Origin of the sequence: uncultured Pseudoalteromonas sp. (genome assembly GCF_963922945.1) — a bacterium.
Lineage (GTDB): Bacteria > Pseudomonadota > Gammaproteobacteria > Enterobacterales > Alteromonadaceae > Pseudoalteromonas.
Genome location: NZ_CAWUKC010000007.1, coordinates 1 through 17,472, shown reverse-complemented (window position 1 = coordinate 17,472; position 17,472 = coordinate 1). Strand labels below are relative to the sequence as shown.

Annotated in this window: 18 protein-coding genes; 7 read left to right on the top strand and 11 right to left on the bottom strand. The window is 40.6% G+C overall.

All coding sequences use genetic code 11. The features are described from left to right. Nucleotides 1-37 precede the first annotated feature (37 nt). The 4 genes from AABI99_RS02770 to AABI99_RS02755 form a co-directional block, all read right to left on the bottom strand. On the bottom strand, nt 38-1,282 hold the full coding sequence (locus AABI99_RS02770) for a lipoprotein-releasing ABC transporter permease subunit (RefSeq protein WP_338363148.1): 1,245 nt from the start codon (nt 1,280-1,282) through the stop codon (nt 38-40). Continuing rightward, nucleotides 1,272-1,970 (bottom strand): lipoprotein-releasing ABC transporter ATP-binding protein LolD, encoded by a 699-nt coding sequence (lolD, locus tag AABI99_RS02765; RefSeq protein ID WP_338363147.1) that lies wholly within the window; start codon nt 1,968-1,970, stop codon nt 1,272-1,274. Before lolD ends, AABI99_RS02770 begins: the two co-directional genes overlap by 11 nt. Continuing rightward, nucleotides 1,963-3,180: a lipoprotein-releasing ABC transporter permease subunit gene (locus AABI99_RS02760; protein WP_338363146.1), complete on the bottom strand. Its 1,218-nt coding sequence runs from the start codon at nt 3,178-3,180 to the stop codon at nt 1,963-1,965. Before AABI99_RS02760 ends, lolD begins: the two co-directional genes overlap by 8 nt. Before the next feature lie 125 nt (nt 3,181-3,305). Further along, on the bottom strand, nt 3,306-4,175 hold the full coding sequence (locus AABI99_RS02755) for a LysR family transcriptional regulator (RefSeq protein WP_338363145.1): 870 nt from the start codon (nt 4,173-4,175) through the stop codon (nt 3,306-3,308). Between the two features lie 131 nt (nt 4,176-4,306). On the opposite strand from AABI99_RS02755, the gene AABI99_RS02750 reads away from it, so the two are divergent. Beyond that, on the top strand, nt 4,307-5,428 hold the full coding sequence (locus AABI99_RS02750; RefSeq protein ID WP_338363144.1) for an S-(hydroxymethyl)glutathione dehydrogenase/class III alcohol dehydrogenase: 1,122 nt from the start codon (nt 4,307-4,309) through the stop codon (nt 5,426-5,428). 65 nt (nt 5,429-5,493) lie between these two features. Next, nucleotides 5,494-6,336, top strand: coding sequence for an S-formylglutathione hydrolase (fghA, locus tag AABI99_RS02745; protein ID WP_338363143.1), 843 nt, complete (start codon nt 5,494-5,496; stop codon nt 6,334-6,336). Here the strand turns inward: fghA and AABI99_RS02740 are convergent. Together AABI99_RS02740 and AABI99_RS02735 are read right to left on the bottom strand one after the other, a co-directional pair. Beyond that, on the bottom strand, nt 6,290-6,664 hold the full coding sequence (locus tag AABI99_RS02740; RefSeq protein WP_338363142.1) for a hypothetical protein: 375 nt from the start codon (nt 6,662-6,664) through the stop codon (nt 6,290-6,292). The genes fghA and AABI99_RS02740 overlap by 47 nt on opposite strands. A gap of 158 nt (nt 6,665-6,822) precedes the next feature. Continuing rightward, a complete protein-coding gene (locus tag AABI99_RS02735; RefSeq protein ID WP_338363202.1) occupies nt 6,823-8,277 on the bottom strand; it encodes a BCCT family transporter in 1,455 nt (484 codons plus the stop codon). 266 nt (nt 8,278-8,543) lie between these two features. On the opposite strand from AABI99_RS02735, the gene AABI99_RS02730 reads away from it, so the two are divergent. The 3 genes from AABI99_RS02730 to AABI99_RS02720 all read left to right on the top strand — a co-directional run bounded on the left by AABI99_RS02730 (nt 8,544) and on the right by AABI99_RS02720 (nt 9,478). Beyond that, a complete protein-coding gene (locus AABI99_RS02730; RefSeq protein WP_338363201.1) occupies nt 8,544-8,960 on the top strand; it encodes an MgtC/SapB family protein in 417 nt (138 codons plus the stop codon). A 143-nt stretch (nt 8,961-9,103) separates the two neighbouring features. Then, nucleotides 9,104-9,352 carry a hypothetical protein gene (locus tag AABI99_RS02725; protein ID WP_338363141.1) on the top strand — a complete coding sequence of 83 codons (249 nt, stop codon included), beginning with the start codon at nt 9,104-9,106 and terminating at the stop codon, nt 9,350-9,352. 3 nt (nt 9,353-9,355) lie between these two features. After that, nucleotides 9,356-9,478, top strand: a complete 123-nt coding sequence (locus AABI99_RS02720; protein ID WP_338363140.1) for a hypothetical protein — start codon at nt 9,356-9,358, stop codon at nt 9,476-9,478. A 55-nt stretch (nt 9,479-9,533) separates the two neighbouring features. Here the strand turns inward: AABI99_RS02720 and AABI99_RS02715 are convergent, their stop codons facing one another. Together AABI99_RS02715 and AABI99_RS02710 are read right to left on the bottom strand one after the other, a co-directional pair. Then, nucleotides 9,534-10,559 (bottom strand): energy transducer TonB, encoded by a 1,026-nt coding sequence (locus AABI99_RS02715; RefSeq protein WP_338363139.1) that lies wholly within the window; start codon nt 10,557-10,559, stop codon nt 9,534-9,536. Nucleotides 10,560-10,732: 173 nt separating this feature from the next. Then, nucleotides 10,733-12,640, bottom strand: coding sequence for a beta-ketoacyl synthase (locus AABI99_RS02710; protein WP_338363138.1), 1,908 nt, complete (start codon nt 12,638-12,640; stop codon nt 10,733-10,735). A 124-nt stretch (nt 12,641-12,764) separates the two neighbouring features. Between AABI99_RS02710 and AABI99_RS02705 the strand changes: the two genes are divergently transcribed. Beyond that, a complete protein-coding gene (locus AABI99_RS02705) occupies nt 12,765-13,775 on the top strand; it encodes a helix-turn-helix domain-containing protein (protein WP_338363137.1) in 1,011 nt (336 codons plus the stop codon). An 18-nt stretch (nt 13,776-13,793) separates the two neighbouring features. Here the strand turns inward: AABI99_RS02705 and AABI99_RS02700 are convergent, their stop codons facing one another. Genes AABI99_RS02700 through AABI99_RS02690 form a run of 3 tightly spaced genes read right to left on the bottom strand, consistent with a single transcriptional unit; the run spans nt 13,794 to nt 16,832 of the window. Continuing rightward, entirely contained in the window at nt 13,794-14,306 is a 513-nt protein-coding gene (locus AABI99_RS02700) for an MgtC/SapB family protein (protein ID WP_338363136.1), read from the bottom strand. Between the two features lie 17 nt (nt 14,307-14,323). Beyond that, on the bottom strand, nt 14,324-15,433 hold the full coding sequence (locus tag AABI99_RS02695; RefSeq protein WP_338363135.1) for a GNAT family N-acetyltransferase/peptidase C39 family protein: 1,110 nt from the start codon (nt 15,431-15,433) through the stop codon (nt 14,324-14,326). Between the two features lie 4 nt (nt 15,434-15,437). Further along, nucleotides 15,438-16,832, bottom strand: coding sequence for a RimK family protein (locus AABI99_RS02690; protein ID WP_338363134.1), 1,395 nt, complete (start codon nt 16,830-16,832; stop codon nt 15,438-15,440). 305 nt (nt 16,833-17,137) lie between these two features. Here AABI99_RS02690 and AABI99_RS02685 point away from each other — a divergent pair. Then, nucleotides 17,138-17,472, top strand: a 335-nt coding sequence (locus AABI99_RS02685; RefSeq protein WP_338363133.1) for a zinc ribbon domain-containing protein YjdM, incomplete at its 3' end; no start/stop codon positions are given.

Genomic DNA, 17,472 nt, shown 5'->3' with positions numbered 1-17,472 from the left:
CTTTGAAAATAAACGGTTGAGTTTATTGTGGCTTAGCTTAATTTCCCAGCACTTTGGCAGGGTCGACCCGAGTTGCTTGCCATGCCGGGTAAATAGTAGCAAGAACAGCTAAAATAAAGGTAACAATAACTGTTAAGCCAATATCACTGAGTACTAATTTACTGGGTAAAAATTCAATAAAATAAACGCCTTCGAGTGGGTTGGCACCAAATAAATGACTCACCCATGTAAACAGCTCACTTATATTAAGCGCAAGTACAACCCCGACTAATGTGCCAAGTAACACGCCAACAAAAGCTTGTGTTAAACCTTGCATAACAAAGGTGGCTAAAATAGTACTGTCTTTAGCGCCCATGGTCTTTAAAATAGCTATGTTGCCTTGTTTTTCGCGCACTTCCATTACCAAAGAAGATACAATATTAAAGCTGGCTACCGCTATTATTAAAAACACCACAATGTAAACTATGGTACGCACCATTTGTATATCTTGATATAAACTGCCTTGCGTTCTAAACCAGCTAGAGACATACACATAATCACTGATAGTTTGCCCTACTCGCAGTGCAATTTGATGCGCAGCAAACACATCGTCTACGCTCAACCGTAGACCTGTCACTTGGCTGGTGTCGTAGCCTAACACTGATTGTGCTTTATTTAAGTGAATAAATGCAGCACTACTATCAATTGGTCCACCCATTTTTATTACGCCTGCAAGCGTTAATGATACGCGCTTAGGGGCTAGTATTGATTTACCTTGCTCACTGATTTTAGGTATTAATAAGGTAACTTTATCGCCAATTTTTGCGCCAAGCTGATTTACAATTTGCTGACCTAAAATGACGTCGTCTAATTTGAGCTGGCTAACCAACGTGCCTTGAGTAAATTGATTTATAGCTGATACGTTACTCTCAAGGTTGGGTTCAACACCGCGTATCTCAACAGCTTTAAGCTGGCTCTTAAATTGCGCCATACCATTTACCGCTATAAACGGCGCAGCACCAGTTACGTGCGGCTGTGCTTGTAGTTTTTCTACTTTGTTAGTCCAATTAGCTATCGGTCTATTAGGCGCTACATATTCAACTTGTGGCACCACACTTAATAAGCGGTGTACTAACTGCTGCTCAAAGCCATTAATCACCGAAAGCGCAACGATTAACACCGCCACTCCTAATAAAATACCAACAGTAGAGGCTTTGGCAATAAAACTAACAAAGGCATTTTTTTCGTCTTGATGACCAGAATACGCTCTAAAGCGCTCACTTAAAAATAAACTAAGCAACATGTTGCGGCTCTTTAATAGCAAGTTTTCCATCATCTAAGTACGCAATTTTACCCAGCTTGTCTGCAAGCTCTAGATCGTGAGTAACCACCACAAAACTGGTATTTAAGCTTTTATTTAGCTCATTAATTAAATCGTAAATTTTAATCGCATTTTGTTTATCTAGATTACCAGTTGGCTCATCTGCGAGTACTAATGCAGGTTGGGTTACTAAGGCACGTGCTATTGCAACACGCTGACGCTCTCCACCAGACAGTGCTGAAGGTTTGTGTTCACTGCGATGCGCCAAGCCGACTTTATCTAGCATTTGCAAGGCTTGCTCTTTCGCTTCTTTTGCGTTGAGCCCTTTTATTAATAGCGGCATAGCCACGTTTTCAACCGCACTAAATTCCATTAATAAATGATGAAACTGATAAATAAAACCCAAGTTTTTATTTCTAAAGGCTGCTTGCTCTGTTCGCGATAATTTAGCAACCTCTTGATTTTTTATCTTAGCGCTTCCTGATGTTGCCGTATCAAGAGTACCTAATATATGCAATAACGTACTTTTACCAGAGCCTGAACTGCCCACAATAGCCAGCATATCTCCTTGGTTAAGTGATAAGTCGACCCCTTTTAATACTTCTACTTGGTTTTGACCATCTTGATAAACTTTACTTAAGTTTTGACAGCTAATAACTAAATCATTCATAACGCAATACCTCTGCTGGTTTTACTTTTGCGGCTTTGCGCGCAGGATATAAAGTGGCTAAAAAGCTCATTGCAATACTGCTGAGTGCAATAATAACGAGGCTTAACACATCAAATTTTACCGGAAGCTCTACACCTGCTAGTAGGTTCAACCCCACAGCAGCGAGTAGTTCATTTATATATAAGCTAAACATTACACCTAAAAATGCCCCTATTGCGGTCCCAATTACCCCGTTATACAAACCTTGCACCATAAACACTTTTTGTACTTGAGAGGGCGTCAAACCTAAGGTTTGTAAAATAGCTACTTCGCCTTGTTTTTCACTTACCATCATGGTTAAAGCCGACACAATATTAAATACAGCCACAAGTACAATCAGCCCTAACAACATAGACATAATACGCTTTTCCATTGCAACCGCGGCAAATAAGGACCCTTGCGAGCTGCGCCAATCAGTCACTGTATAGTTATCTAAAACAAATTGGTTATCTTGTATAAACTGTGTTAGTTCGAAAGGCTCATGAAGTGAAACACTTAAGTTAGGTGGGGTGCCTTTGCTGAGTTTTAGTACTCTTTGCAATGATTCACCACTGGTAAATGCAAGGCCCATATCTATTTCTGAGCCGGTTTCGTATATTGCGGCTATTTTAAATAAACGCTGACTAGGTACGCGCCCAAGTGGCGTATATGTAGAGGCATTAGGCATAATTACGCGTAACTTTTCACCCAATCCTACGCCTAGTTTACGGCTTAAATAACGGCTTATTGCTATGTTGTAACTATTATTTAAAACGTTTTGCCAATTGCCCTGCACAACTTTATCGGTAATTTTATATAACGAGCCGTTATTGCCATACAAGCCTTGCAGTAATACGCCGTGTAAGTCTTTATTGGTTTGCAAAATAGCTTCGCCATGACGATAAAGGCTAACTTGATCAACATAATCAGAACCCTCTAAATCAGCTTTTAATGCAGTCATTTGTGCGCGAGTGTGTTTATTGGCTTGTACTTCTACATGGGGGATAAGCCCTAACATATTTGTTTTTAAACTGTTTTCAAAGCCATTCATTACACTGCTTACAGTGAATAAGGCCATTAGCCCTATAGCTATTCCGGCAATAGAAAAAAACGAGATAAACGATATAAACGCATTCCCTTTAGAGGAGCGGCTATATCTGAGCCCTATAAATAAGCTAACCGGTTGAAACATATTATTTAAAACATTTATGCTAAAAGTGTACAGCTATAGTAGCACGAACTTAGCTGAATTGAATATGACCATAAATGTAAGAAATAATTTATAAATCTTACACTTGGCTATATTTTGAGCGCGCTTTATTTAAGCCCTGCAACTAAATAATCGAGTAACACTCTAACGTTAGTGGCTACAAATTGACGCGGCGGATAAATCCCCCACACCCCTTCTTGATCCGGCTGATAGCCCGTCAATACAGGAACAAGCTCCCCCGTTCGTAACTCTTTTTCTATATAATAATTTGGCAGCTGCACTAGGCCTAAGCCTTTTTTAGCGCCATCGACTAACGCCCAACCACTATTACAGCGCAAACGCCCTGCTATTTTTATGTGTTTTTCGCGCTCATTTTCCTTTACCCGCCAATAACTACTATTACCAATTAAGCATTGATGCTGAGCTAACTCGCCCAATGTATGAGGCTCACCTACACGTGATAAGTACTCAGGTGATGCACACATAATAAAGCGCCTTGCGCTTAAACGCCTTGCTCTGTGGCTTGAGTCTTTTAAATGCCCTAGGCGTATAGCTAAATCAAATCCGCCTTCAAGTAAGTTTTCTTGCTCATTAGAAAGCGTAGCAATCACTTCAACCTCAGGGTGATCGTGCATAAAATTATGCACAATGGGCATTATAAAGCTCTCGCCATACATAACAGGGGCGGTTAACTTAATTTTGCCTTTTGGTGTTGTTTGCTGTGTCGCTAAGCTTTGCGTAGCATCGTCCATTGCATGCTGTAATTGCTTGGTTTGATGTAAAAAAGCTTCCCCTTCTTTTGTTAATACCACTTTTCGTGTGGTACGGGTAAGTAATTGCGTGTTTAATCGCTGCTCAAGCGCCGTTACATGCCGACTTATATGTGCAACCGATAAACCCAATAAGTTAGCAGCAGCGGTAAAACTTCCTTCTTCACCTACCGCTATAAATTCGTCTATACCATCCCAACGCGCCATTATTACTATACTGTAAAAGTGTTTTAATAAATAAGAGATTATCATTATCTGAGAAATAAATACAATAACCACATTACCCAAATAAATTGGGTCTATAATTTATTTTTAAAACCACTACAAAGGATAAACACATGTCTGAATTTATAAAATCAAAAGCAGCGATTGCTTGGGGACCAAACCAACCATTAAGCGTTGAAGAAGTTGATGTGATGATGCCTAAAAAAGGCGAAGTAATGGTAAAAATTACTGCTACTGGTGTTTGTCATACTGATGCTTTTACGTTATCTGGTGAAGACCCTGAAGGTATTTTCCCTGCTATTTTAGGCCACGAAGGTGCTGGCGTGGTTTACGCTGTAGGTGAAGGCGTTACCAGTGTTGAGGTAGGCGATCATGTTATTCCACTTTACACTGCTGAATGTGGTGAATGTAAAATGTGTAAATCTGGTAAGACTAACTTGTGCTCTGCAGTACGTGAAACACAAGGTAAGGGCTTAATGCCAGATGGTACAACCCGCTTTTATAAAGATGGTGAGCCTATCTATCACTACATGGGTTGCTCAACATTCTCTGAATACACTGTACTTCCAGAAATTTCACTGGCTAAAGTGAACAAAGAAGCATCACTTGAAGAGATTTGTTTACTTGGTTGTGGCGTAACCACAGGTATGGGTGCGGTAACAAATACAGCAAATGTTAAACCAGGTGATACTGTTGCTATTTTTGGCCTAGGTGGTATTGGTTTATCGGCTATTATTGGTGCAAAAATGGCGGGCGCAGGTCGCATTATTGGTGTTGATATCAATACCAGCAAGTTTGACTTAGCCACTAAGCTTGGTGCAACAGACCTAGTTAACCCTAAAGACTTCGACAAGCCAATTCAAGAAGTGATTGTTGAGATGACCGACGGCGGTGTTGATTACTCATTTGAGTGTATTGGTAACGTTGATGTAATGCGCTCTGCACTTGAGTGTTGTCATAAAGGTTGGGGTGAGTCGGTTATTATTGGTGTAGCCGGCGCTGGTCAAGAAATTTCAACTCGTCCTTTCCAACTTGTTACTGGCCGTGTATGGCGTGGTAGCGCGTTTGGTGGCGTTAAAGGTCGCTCGCAACTTCCTGAAATTGTTGAGCGTTACATGGCGGGTGAGTTTGCATTAAACGACTTTATTACCCATACCATGAGCCTTGAAGAAATTAACGATTCGTTTGATTTAATGCACGAAGGTAAAAGTATTCGTACAGTAATTCACTACTAATACGCAATTAGTAAGCGATTTAAAAAGCCGTAAAACCTAAAGGTTTGCGGCTTTTAAGGATTTTTATGTTAGAAAATATCTCAAGTACAAAAGTAGCGGGTGGTTGGCACAAACAATATACCCACGCAGCATCTAGTACCCATTGCACAATGCGCTTTGCGGTGTTTTTACCTCCAGGCGCAAGCGAAACTAATAAAGTACCCGTGCTTTACTGGCTATCGGGCTTAACCTGTACCGATGAAAACTTTATGCAAAAAGCCGGCGCATTTAAAAAAGCGGCTGAGCTAGGTATCGCAATTGTTGCTCCTGATACAAGCCCACGTGGCGATAATGTCCCTGATGAAGATAACTACGACTTTGGTCAAGGCGCTGGCTTTTATGTAAACGCTACGCAAGCACCCTACAATACACACTTTAATATGTATGACTACGTAGTGGATGAGCTGCCCGCGCTTATTGAACAGCACTTTCCTGTCAACAGTACGAAAGCCATTAGCGGCCACTCCATGGGTGGGCACGGCGCACTAATGATTGCGCTCAAAAACCCTGCGTCATTTGTTAGCGCATCGGCTTTTAGCCCTATCGTAAATCCAATTAATTGCCCGTGGGGCGTTAAAGCATTTACAGGGTATTTAGGTAAAGATAAAGACCTATGGGCTCAATACGATTCATGTGAATTGATGAAAAAAGCCCAACAGGCAGATTTTACCCCTATGCTTGTAACGCAGGGTGATGCCGATGGCTTTTTAGAAGAGCAACTTAAGCCTCAAAATTTAGCAGCTGTTGCAAAAAGCAAAAACTACCCGCTTAATATTGAAATGCAAGCAGGTTACGATCATAGCTACTTTTTTATAAGCAGCTTTATTGACCAACACTTATCATTTCATAGTCAGTTTTTAACTGCCTAGTTTCATGAGTGTGTAGTTCGGATTTATCGACTTCTACACACTCTTTCAATACTTTACTCACTTTCCTGCAAACCTGTACTGTATTGCCTTCACCTTTTACTAAATCGATCAGCACTGAATCTATTTTTAACCCTAAATCGGTAAAACTGAACCCATTTTTGTCTTTAGGTACAGGTTCGAGTGGGTTTTTATAAGGCTCTGAACGAGCAGGACTATTACTGTATTTATTATCACGCGCATTTGACTGTGCTTGCCCGTCAATTACAGCACCGGCCACTGTGCAGCCACTTAGGTAAATAGCACACATACATACTGTTAGCGTTCTCATGACTCATCCTGATCAAAAATATTACCTAAATTATAAACATCTCTAAAAATAGTATTGTAAAAATATGTATATCTGTTCTATATACTTAATTTTGCACGGCGTAAGCGTACAATTTAATACAGTGCATCATCATTTTATTAATAAAATGGGTTTAAGCCCTAATACTTAAATTCACTCATACACTCTTTAGTAAAACCCACCAGCTGTAAAATAAAAATGACTAAAAACGGCAAAGCGCCAATAATTGCAATTGTTCTGTTAAGCGGCTCATTGTTTTGCACAAGTAAAATGAAGGCACACAACCCAAGCGCCAGTGACCAACCATAAATACTCCATGCTTTTGCCTCTTTATTATTTGTTAAATCGCGTATTACTAATATGGCTGAGTCAGCGGAGGTAACCACAAAAATAAGTAACAGAACTAAGCTAGACCATATAAGAACGGTGCCTTGCCAGCCTAACTGCTGAAAAAATATAAATAGCCCTTGGGTATAGTCAGCTTCAATAGCCTTTAAAATACCTGCATTGTAAGTTTTATCCCACGCAATAGCAGAGCCCGAAAACACACTAAACCAAACAATAGTAACAAGTGTAGGCACTAAAACAACAGCCATTATATATTGCCACACAGGCCGGCCTTGACTAATTTTAGCCAAAAACACTCCAACAAAAGGCCCCCAGGCTAACCACCAAAAATAATAGTTATACGTCCAACCATTTGCCCACTCAGGGTTATTAAGTTGGCTTTGTAATTGCCATGCCCCTGTAAAAATAAGGCGTACATAATCCACAGTACCATCGATTGCAATATCAATAATAGGTTGTATCGGCATAAGCAAAAGTAGCCACACTAGCAGTGCAAATGCGAGCCATACATTAAACTTACTCAGTGTTTGAATGCCCTTTTTAAGCCCAAGCTTAGCAGAGAAGGTATATAGCAATACTATTAGGCTGATTATAATAAAACCCGATACTAGTGCAGACTCTATCTGTGAATGCATTTCAATACCTTTTCGTAACAACATCGTTGAATTTGCAATTGTCCCCACAACACCAAAAAATATTGCTAGTACCGCCACTAATTTAACAAGAAAAATAACCTTGCGTTGATTTTTTGCATTTATAACGCCCTTCAACGCACTTATTACGGGTGCACTTATTTCGACATTACCATTACCTGTGTTAGTTACGCCCCCTAAAACCAACCCGAACACAGCGTAAAGTGCCCATGCATGAGCCCCCCAGTTAATTAGCGTTAATGCCAAAGCACTGCTGGTTTCATTAGGATAAAGTGATTGTTTTAAAGGTGAGTTAACAACATTTAATGCAGGCTCAGCAACGCCCCAAAAAATGAGCCCAGATCCCATTCCCGCCGCAAAAAGCATAGAAAGCCAACCAAATAATCCAAATTCCACTTGTGCATTACTTCCCCCCACCTTTTGTTTACCCAGTGGGCTGAAGGCGATGACTATCACTGCCACTAATAAACCGTTTACTAATAAAAAAAGTGACGCCCCTAAGACTCTTAAAGCCTCATTTATAATCGGTTGCAAATACTCTGTGAGTAATTCAGGTACCAAAAATGCGGTAGTACTGAGCGAAAGACATAGCAACAATGCGATTAATTCGAGCTTATTTGTGTGTAAACGCAAGTTAGAACCAGTTTATTGATTTTTAATAATAAAATAATACGCACTTTAGCAACGTTATTAAATGCACGTGCACGGGTTTTATGTAAAACAGTTAATTTGCTATGTAAATGTTTCCAATCGACTCATTAGCAACCAACAAACCCAATATTAATACATTGATCTTAATGGTAAAAAATAATGGTTCGCAGTTTGCTAATTACATTTACACTTTACAAATAGAGACCATTATGGAAATTGATTTACAGTGGAACGAAATCATCGAAAACTTAGTGCATCTTGGCATTGCATACCTTCTAGCCCTGCCTATGGCCTACGATAGAGAACGAAGCCACCACGGCGCAGGGCTCAGAACCTTTCCTTTAGTTGCCGTTGCATCGTGTGGTTATGCATTAATAGCAATATCGGTTTTAGATGGCGCAGAAGCACAGTCAAAAATGTTGCAAGGCATAATTACCGGTATTGGCTTTATTGGCGGGGGCGCTATTTTAAAAAATAACAAGTCAACATCAGGCACCGCAACCGCAGCAAGTATTTGGAATATGGGATTAATTGGTATTGCTGTAGCCTATAGCCGTTACGAAATAGCAATATTGCTCGCTGTTATTAATTTTATAACTCTCCGATACGTTAAAAAATTTAAATAACCGCACACCACAATACTAAGTGTGTCGTACTTTAAATTAAGAGTACAGCTTAAGTGTATATAAACTAGCCGCCTGCAGCTCGTATGGCGTTATTATATAACATATAATACCGGCAAATTTTATCACGCGTTTTGAGCTTAGTTATGTCGACCCCAGCCACAATGCCTCGACTACATCACATTGATTTACTTCGAGGTATTAGTATCATTTTTATGGTGGTAGAGCATGGCATGTATTACTGCCTAAATTATTCAGTCACCGATCCGATGACTATTCCAGGGACCGATCCCCTCACCTTTTTTACGCGCTTTGTTACACACTTTTGCGCCCTCTTTATTTGTATTTTTAGCGGGGCTTTCGGCGACACATTAGTAGGCCTACCTGCTGGTTAGGGTATGAGTTATGGCGCAACTTTGTTATTTATAGCTGTGGTTATAGGCTTAACCACTTTACTTGCTAAACGCTATTTAGGCTGGAAGCGCAATAACAAACATAGCTTAATTGCTAAATACATTTAAAACAAAACCCCGCATACACTGCGGGGTTTTATTGATAAGCGAGCTTGCTCAGTCGCTATAAAAAGCTTTTACCAGTTTGTTTTAAAGTAACCGTTTGCGCCTGCGCACTTTTAATTAATAACCCACAGCGCATATCATTTTTAGAAATTACAATTTTATCAATAGCGCTTGTATCGTAATCCACGACTTTGTTTTCACATCTAAGCTGAACTTTAGACAATGGTTTTTCAGCCTTTAATACCGCTTCGCTTTTAGACAATAAAGGTAAAACAGCCTGCGCAGGCTCAAGTGAAATTTGCTGATTAATATCACCGGAGTTTTTATATATATCGTTCACTTGCGCTAATAGCTGCGCTTTATTTTGCTCAGTAAAGGTTATAGATTCTATATCACTTAATGCATCAATTGCATCGTAAGCGCGTACATAGTCTTGCTTTGATATAAACCACTGCAGTGCATTTTTAATCACTCGCTTTTTAATTTGATCGGGTAAGTTATCCCTAAATAAAAACGCTTCATAAATAGACTTATCAAAGCGTTTCCAATCCTTTACAAAATAGCTATGTTGGCTTTTAAGCCACGCCAGTAAAACTATTTCAACGGTGTTTTTAGTATGCTCGTTTTCAAGCTCAGTAATATACGTTTTAGCTTCATCAAAGTTTTTATCATCGATAAGCTGGCTGGCTTTTTCATAGTCTTTAAAAAAGCCAGGAGATGCCTGATCGTTTGAAAAGCTAGCGTGTACATTTTGTGAGCTTACCGTCATAGTTTTAGCTGAAGAAACAGCGCCGCCATTAAGTTTTGCGCTTTTATAATTAAGTTTAGACACGTAATCAACAGCTTCTCGTTGATACTTTTTTTGCCCTGCCGTGGCCACAATTTCGATATCACTTACCTGCCCGTTTTCATCAACCACGTAGCTACTTAAATTAATGCCTTCTAACCTTGATGCACGCGGTGACGAATTAGTGAGCTGATCGTAATTTTTATTTATCACTTGTGCTGGTATAAAGTCATCTGCTGATACAGATAGGTGAGTAAAAGTTGAAGCAAGAGAAAGTGCGAGTAAAAGCTTTTTCATCGATTTATCCATCCTAGATTATGTTTCTAATATAAAAACAAATCTAGCCTATAAACACAAGAGACGAAACAACAAAAGCGATTATATTTTAATCGTAGTAAAACTCTGCTAAATAAAATTTAAGCATAAAAAAAGGCGCCTTAAACAGCGCCTTTGGATTCAAGTATGTGTGCTTAAAACATATCTTGATAGGAGTGGGTTGTTTTAAACGAAATAGCTTTGTCAAAACCAGGTAATTCGATACCCTCTTCGCCAATTACAATGTCGTTATCATCAATGGCGCCATCGCCAAAACGGTATACTAATTCGTATTTACCAAGGTCTGCTTGCGCTTTATAGGTAGTTTGCGCAGCAACAACAGATGTATGTTTATCAGCGTAATCACTTATTGCTTTTTCGCCGTGGCGCTTAGCAAGCATTTGCATTGTTACTTTTGCGCTAAGTACAGTCGCAGTGGCGTTATTACCGCCAAAACCTTTTGAGTTTATAAAAGCTATGTCCATATCGCCGCAATCGTAATGACCGTTTCGTATATCTAAGTGATCTGCATACACATCGTCGGCTACTTTATCTATTGTCGTAATTCCCGGCATAATATTATGGCTAAATACACCCAGGGCTATCGCAAGCTGATCGCCGCTCGCTGGGGCAATTGTATGCCCTACATACGCTTTTGGCGCCGTGATTTTCCAGTTATCAATAGCAAATGTTTGCGCTACTTTATGATAAATAAGAGACTCGGTTACACGGTTTTGTGGAGTGCTAGAGCCATGGGCTAAGATAAAGCTGCGATTTTGTAATGCATCTTTTCCTAATAAGCTCGATGCCAATGCCGCAGATTTAGCCATGGTAATGTAATTACCCGGGCCAGGCGAGGTGATTGATTTTTTAATACCATCGGCATTTACAAATACATCAGGTACTGAGCCCATAATGTCTGCACCAAGCTCTAATGCTAATGCATCGTCCATTAAAATAGCCACTTGTGCACCTTCACCTAATGTAAAACCACAGTTTTCGCCAAACGGGCGGCTACTTTTACGGTAATCGGGCTCTTGGTCACTGCTTAAGTTATCCAAACGGCGCAGGCCTTCAACATTGGCAAGGGCGCTCATATTACCAAAGCCTTCAACTACTTCAGGTGTTATGGCGCACTCAACACTTGCAACAACCGCAACACGGGTACGCCCAGCTTGAATATCGTTTACGGCAGCACGTAAGTTATATAAAAATGTGGCACACGCGCCTGAGGTAGAAAACGTAGTCCCTACATTACCTGTCACATAAGCGTTTATAAAATCAGTCGACATCGTATTTAAGCCAAGTGCTAATTGCTTAGTACTAACACGATCGCCCTGCTGACGCGCTTTAACTAAGCCACCTAAGCCTTTGTCGTCCATTTGGCCAATAACCGAGGCTGAATAGGTACCAATTTTATCTGGCTCTACGCTATTCATTATGTTTTGCCAATCAAGGCCTGTTGACTTAATCGCATCGTTTGCTGCAAATATAGTGGCTTGCAAACCGCGTGGCTGATAACGGCTGTTATACATAATTGATGGGTCAAACCCAGTAGGAAACTGCCCTGCCGATTTAATTGGGTTGTCACGAGTAGAGTCTAGCTTTACGTCTAGCTCTGCGGCTATGGTTACTTTTACCTTTTTGCCTTCAAGTTCTTCAACCTGCCAACTTGGGGGAACCGGCGTAGGTAAATCACGAGCGCGAGTTTCAAATACAATTGCGTTTTCGTCTGATGTCTTTAACGTCATTTTTTGCTGCCAAGGTGTGGCATCTGCGTCAAAATGTTCTTTTTCGATTTTACGAATAAGTGTGCCAGCAATAATTTGCTCACCAAAGCGTGCTTCTATGTCGCTTTGCTCAACATTATTACCGTTTGTGTCTTGTAATTGGCCATCAACAACGCGTACCAAGTTCATTAATGTGGCGAGGCCTAAAAATGTTTCACTACGATCTTGTGCGTTTAATGCATCTAACACGATACGGCGGTAACCTTGATGGAAAGAAGTTCGGCCAGCGGCGTTAATACCGCCCATGCCTACAATTACAGGTAATGCTGTCATAATTAACCTTTAAAACGTGTTATAGGAGAAGCAAACAGTTTAATTGGATTAACCACAGCACTTTATGCTTTAATAGCCAAATATTCAGCATTAAAGGCCAAAAAGTACTGGTCGGAGCATTCACATGAATAACAAATCAGTAAACCCTGCGTTAAATATTGCCATAGCAGTCTACCCGCATTTACTTATTACCAGTTTAACACTCCCTATTGAAATGCTAAGAGCCGGTGAAGCCTTTGCAAAAGGCCACCTAAGCCACACAGATTTTAGACCGCTTAATATAAATTTAATTGCTAAAAATAATAAGCCAATACAAAACCGTACGGGTCTTGCCATAGTACCTGATTACTCTACAGCCAACGCACCGTATAACGATTTAATTATAGTGCCAGGGATTTGGCGAAATCCTCGCCCAGTTGTGCGAACTAACAAAGAAGTGGTTGAGTGGCTACAAGAAAGCTTTGAAACGGGTAGCCAACTAATTGGTGTAGGCACGGGTAATTGCTTAGTAGCAGAAGCGGGCTTACTTGATGGTCACCCTGCAACAACTCATTGGCATTACGCCAAACAATTTAGCCACGACTACCCTTTAGTTAGCCTTAAACCCGACTTTTTTATAACCCAGTCTGAGCGTATGTATACGGTGGCAAGTTTAAATGCCCTAGCCGATGTGATCGTACATATTATTAGCCAATACTATGGCAAAGCCGCTGCGCAACATGTAGAGCGTAACTTTTCGCACGAAGTACGTAAGCCATACGAAGATCAACGCTACCTTGAAGGCGCGGTTGACCGACACCCAGATGAACTCATAGCGCAAATACAATTTTGGCTTAAAACTAATTTAGCCAGCGAGTTAAACCTGCAAGAAGTCGCCTCACAATTTAGTTTGAGCTATCGCACCTTTACCCGCCGATTTAAGCTTGCAACTAATCAAAGCCCTATAGAATATTGGCAGCAATTACGGGTAGAAGGCGCTAAAGAGTTATTGGCCTCGTCTAATTTAACTATTCAAGAAGTGGCGCTTGAGGTTGGCTATAACGACCAAGGCCATTTAACGCGCGTATTTAAAAAAGTGCTAAACCAAACACCAAGCGAGTACAGAAAAGTAGTAAGAAGAAAATTATTTGGCTAACACAAAAACGCCACTAAATTAGTGGCGCTCTGACTCGTTAACCTCTTTTCGGTAGTAACGCTTTTGATAGCTTTTTACTTTAGTATGGACGCCTTTACTTAAGCTTTTAAATTTTGCCTCCAGTACATCCACCCCATATAAAATGCCAACCACCAGCACTGAAAGTTTAATGGCAGCAGCTAGATTGTCGGTGGCTATCATTACGCCAATTGAGGCAAGTACCCAAATGGTTGCAGCTGAGGTAACTCCTACTACGGCGCCATCTTTTGCAAGCATAACGCCTGCACCTAAAAAGCCAATGCCTGTAATTATTTGCCCCACAACGCGTGAATGGTCAATTATATCGCCTTGTAAGTTAAACGCGGTCGATAAAAACAAATACGTGCCTAAAGTTATTAAAGCTGAGGTACGAATACCCACAGGTTTACCGCGTAATTGGCGCTCTAACCCTATGATGGCACCACAAAAAGCGGCGGTGCCAATGGCTGCCCATGAATAAGGGGCTACATTAATTAAATCTAAAAAAGTCACTCTTTTTGATAAACCTATTAATTATTAGCAATGGCCACTGCGGTTCTTAAGCGCTGACCACCAAATACTGACATTTTACTAAAATCACCGCGCGCAATAGGCACGTACTGGCAATCTATTGCGAGTTGTTTGTCGCTTCCTGGCTCGCAAAATGGGTCGTGAACATACACGCAGTGCTCATCAAGATGGGTAACGCACACCCAATGCGGTGACTTTTTACCATCAAAACTATATGTACTAATCAATAACAGCACGCTAAAACCTTGGCTTAACCACTTTTCAATATGCTCAAGCTCAACATCTTTATGCACAAGCGGTATATTTGCTTGCGCTATACCCTCAACGAATTGCTGATGTACTGTCGCTAGTACCATTTTTTTGTTTTCATTGCGTACGCCATCTAAAAACAACGGCTCTGTGGTATTAACCATTACCTCGCTTTTAAAGCCGCGTTTATTAGCCGCAAGTGCTAAACCAAACGGATGGCAACCACCATGGCCCGAGGTCATAAAAATGGTGGTACCTTCACGCCAGAGTGCCAGCTCATGTGATTGGTTAAGCTCCGTTGTTGGCTTAAGTGCCCCCATTGCCATTAATAACGCCGCAGGCCCACAGGTAAACTCGGTCGTTTGCTGATACCACGGTGTTAATCGCGCTATTTTTAGCTCACTCGTTTGGCGAATATTTTTTTGCATTCGCAGCGCATCACTGTGATCGTCATAATAATCGCTATATTGGCCAAACACTCTGTAACCTAAGCTTTTATAAAGCCCTATTGCACTTTCGTTATTTACAGCTACTTCTAATCGTAAGTAAATTCGCCCACGCTCACACGTTTGTTTTTCAAGCGCAGCTAATAACATTTTGGCAATGCCTTTACCTTGCATTGCAGGTTTTACAGCCAGCGAATATAAACGCGCCAAACGCGTGCCTTTATGACACCACACCAGCCCATAGCCGCATACTTGTTCGCCATTTTCTGCAATTAGCAAAATACCGTGCTTAGCATTTAACCAGCGCTTTAAACTGCGCGGGCTTAATTTATCATTATTAAAGCAGGCGTTTTCAACATCAATCAGTGCGGTTAAATCACTACTAAGTGCCTTTCGAATAACTAGCTTGCTCATGTTATTAACCACGGCCTCGCGCTTCTAAACGCTGTTTAAACTCATCCATAATAATCATGTAAAGTTCGTCGCCTAGATAGGCGTCTTCAACTTTGTGATCAATACTTGGATTATCATTTACTTCTAGCACATAAGCACGGCCCTGATGCTCTTTAACATCAACGCCATATAACCCTTTACCCACTGTTTTACATGCTTTTAAAGCGGCATCTAATACAGCTTTAGGTAACTCAAAGGTTGGCAAAGTTTCAAAACCACCCGAGAAAAACCGTTTAGCGTCGTGGTTATAAATTTGCCAATGGTTGCGCGCCATTAAATAGCGACACGCATAGATAGCACGGCCATTTAACACGCCCACTCGCCAATCGTACTCGGTATACATGTATTCTTGTGCAAGTACCAATGCGCTATAATCAAACAGCTCGGTTAGTTTTGCTTCAAGCTCACTGCGGTTTGCAACTTTAAACACCCCTTTTGAGAACGACCCTTCAGGCATTTTTAACACCAGCGGATAGGTAAACGCCTCTTCTAATTGCTCAAGCGTTTGCGCTGATTGATCAGCCACTACCACGGTTTTTAAACTGGGCACTTTTTGGTAATTAAACGCATCGTGTAAATACACTTTATTACAACAACGTAAAATAGACTCAGCATCGTCAATTACCACTAAACCAAGGCTCTGTGCTTTGCTAGCAAGGCGATACGTTGGATGGTCAATCGCTGTTGTTTGACGAATAAATAACGCATCAAACTGGGCAATGTTGTCAATTTCATCAAAACTCAAAGCTTGAGCGTTAATACCATGTTTAGCCGCTGCTTTTATAAAACGGGCTATAGCGTCTTTATCGCTCGGTGGTACTTTTTCGTTATGATCAACGAGTATTGCCATATCCCATCTAAAACGGCGCTGCACTGTACCTATACGCCACTGTGTTTGGGTAAAGTTATTAAGCTTTGCTATAAAGTCACTGTATTGCTCATCGCTTAAAGAGCTAAGCGAACCTTGTTGCAGTAAACCTTGCTTATCAACATATAAAATAGGCGCTGGGTATTGTTTAAATACCGATTTAGCCGCTTTACTTTGTAGATCGTTTAAAGCATGACCAAAGTAAATTTCGCCATCAATTTGACCAATATTTAGCATAGGAGCTTGTCCGCCTCTAAGCGCGTTTATTGTTTTAACACTGGGTAACACTTGGTGTTTACGTGCCTCTGCAAGTAATGAGCAATAGTAACCCTTACTCAAGTATTGGCTTGAGTCGCATAAATTAATAATACGGGTTTTAGGTTCATTATGTTTTGGGTAATCACGTAAGTAACTATTAAACGTAATCACATTTTCGAACGATTGAGCAAGTGTTTGCTCGTTGTTATCAACCACTATTAAGGTTTTAAACACGACTTTTCCTAGTTAAGTCAAAAATATAAAAAGCATGCCTAATAAAATACTCAGCACTATAAATAGAAACACCCAGCGCACTAAGTGGGCATTGCGCGTATCACTTAATACGATGGGTGCTTTAACAAATACCTACTGTAAGTGTTAGCGCTTAAATTGCTTAAGCGACATCTGCTTTATATGCCCTTTTTAAAAACCACACAAACGAGATATTTTTAGCGTAAAGATAAAAAATATTGATTAACTATATTTTCCTCTTAATGCAGATTAAAATACGCAAAATTACTATTAAATGAGCGATATAAATGTCACACCCAGCCTGCCCACAGTGCCAATCTGAATATGTTTACGAAGACCAGCAACTGCTTATTTGCCCTGAATGCGCCTATGAATGGAACCCAAATAACACAAGCGATGAAGACGCAATTTTAGTTAAAGATGCCAACGGCACTCTACTTAGCGATGGCGATAAAGTCACCGTAGCCAAAGATTTAAAAATTAAAGGCAGCTCACAAGTGATTAAAATTGGCACCAAAGCGGTCGTTAGGCGTGTGCTTGATAAAAAAGATCACGAGCTAGATTGTAAAGTAGATGGTATTGGCGAAATGATGGTAACAGCGAAGTTTGTGAAAAAGGCTAA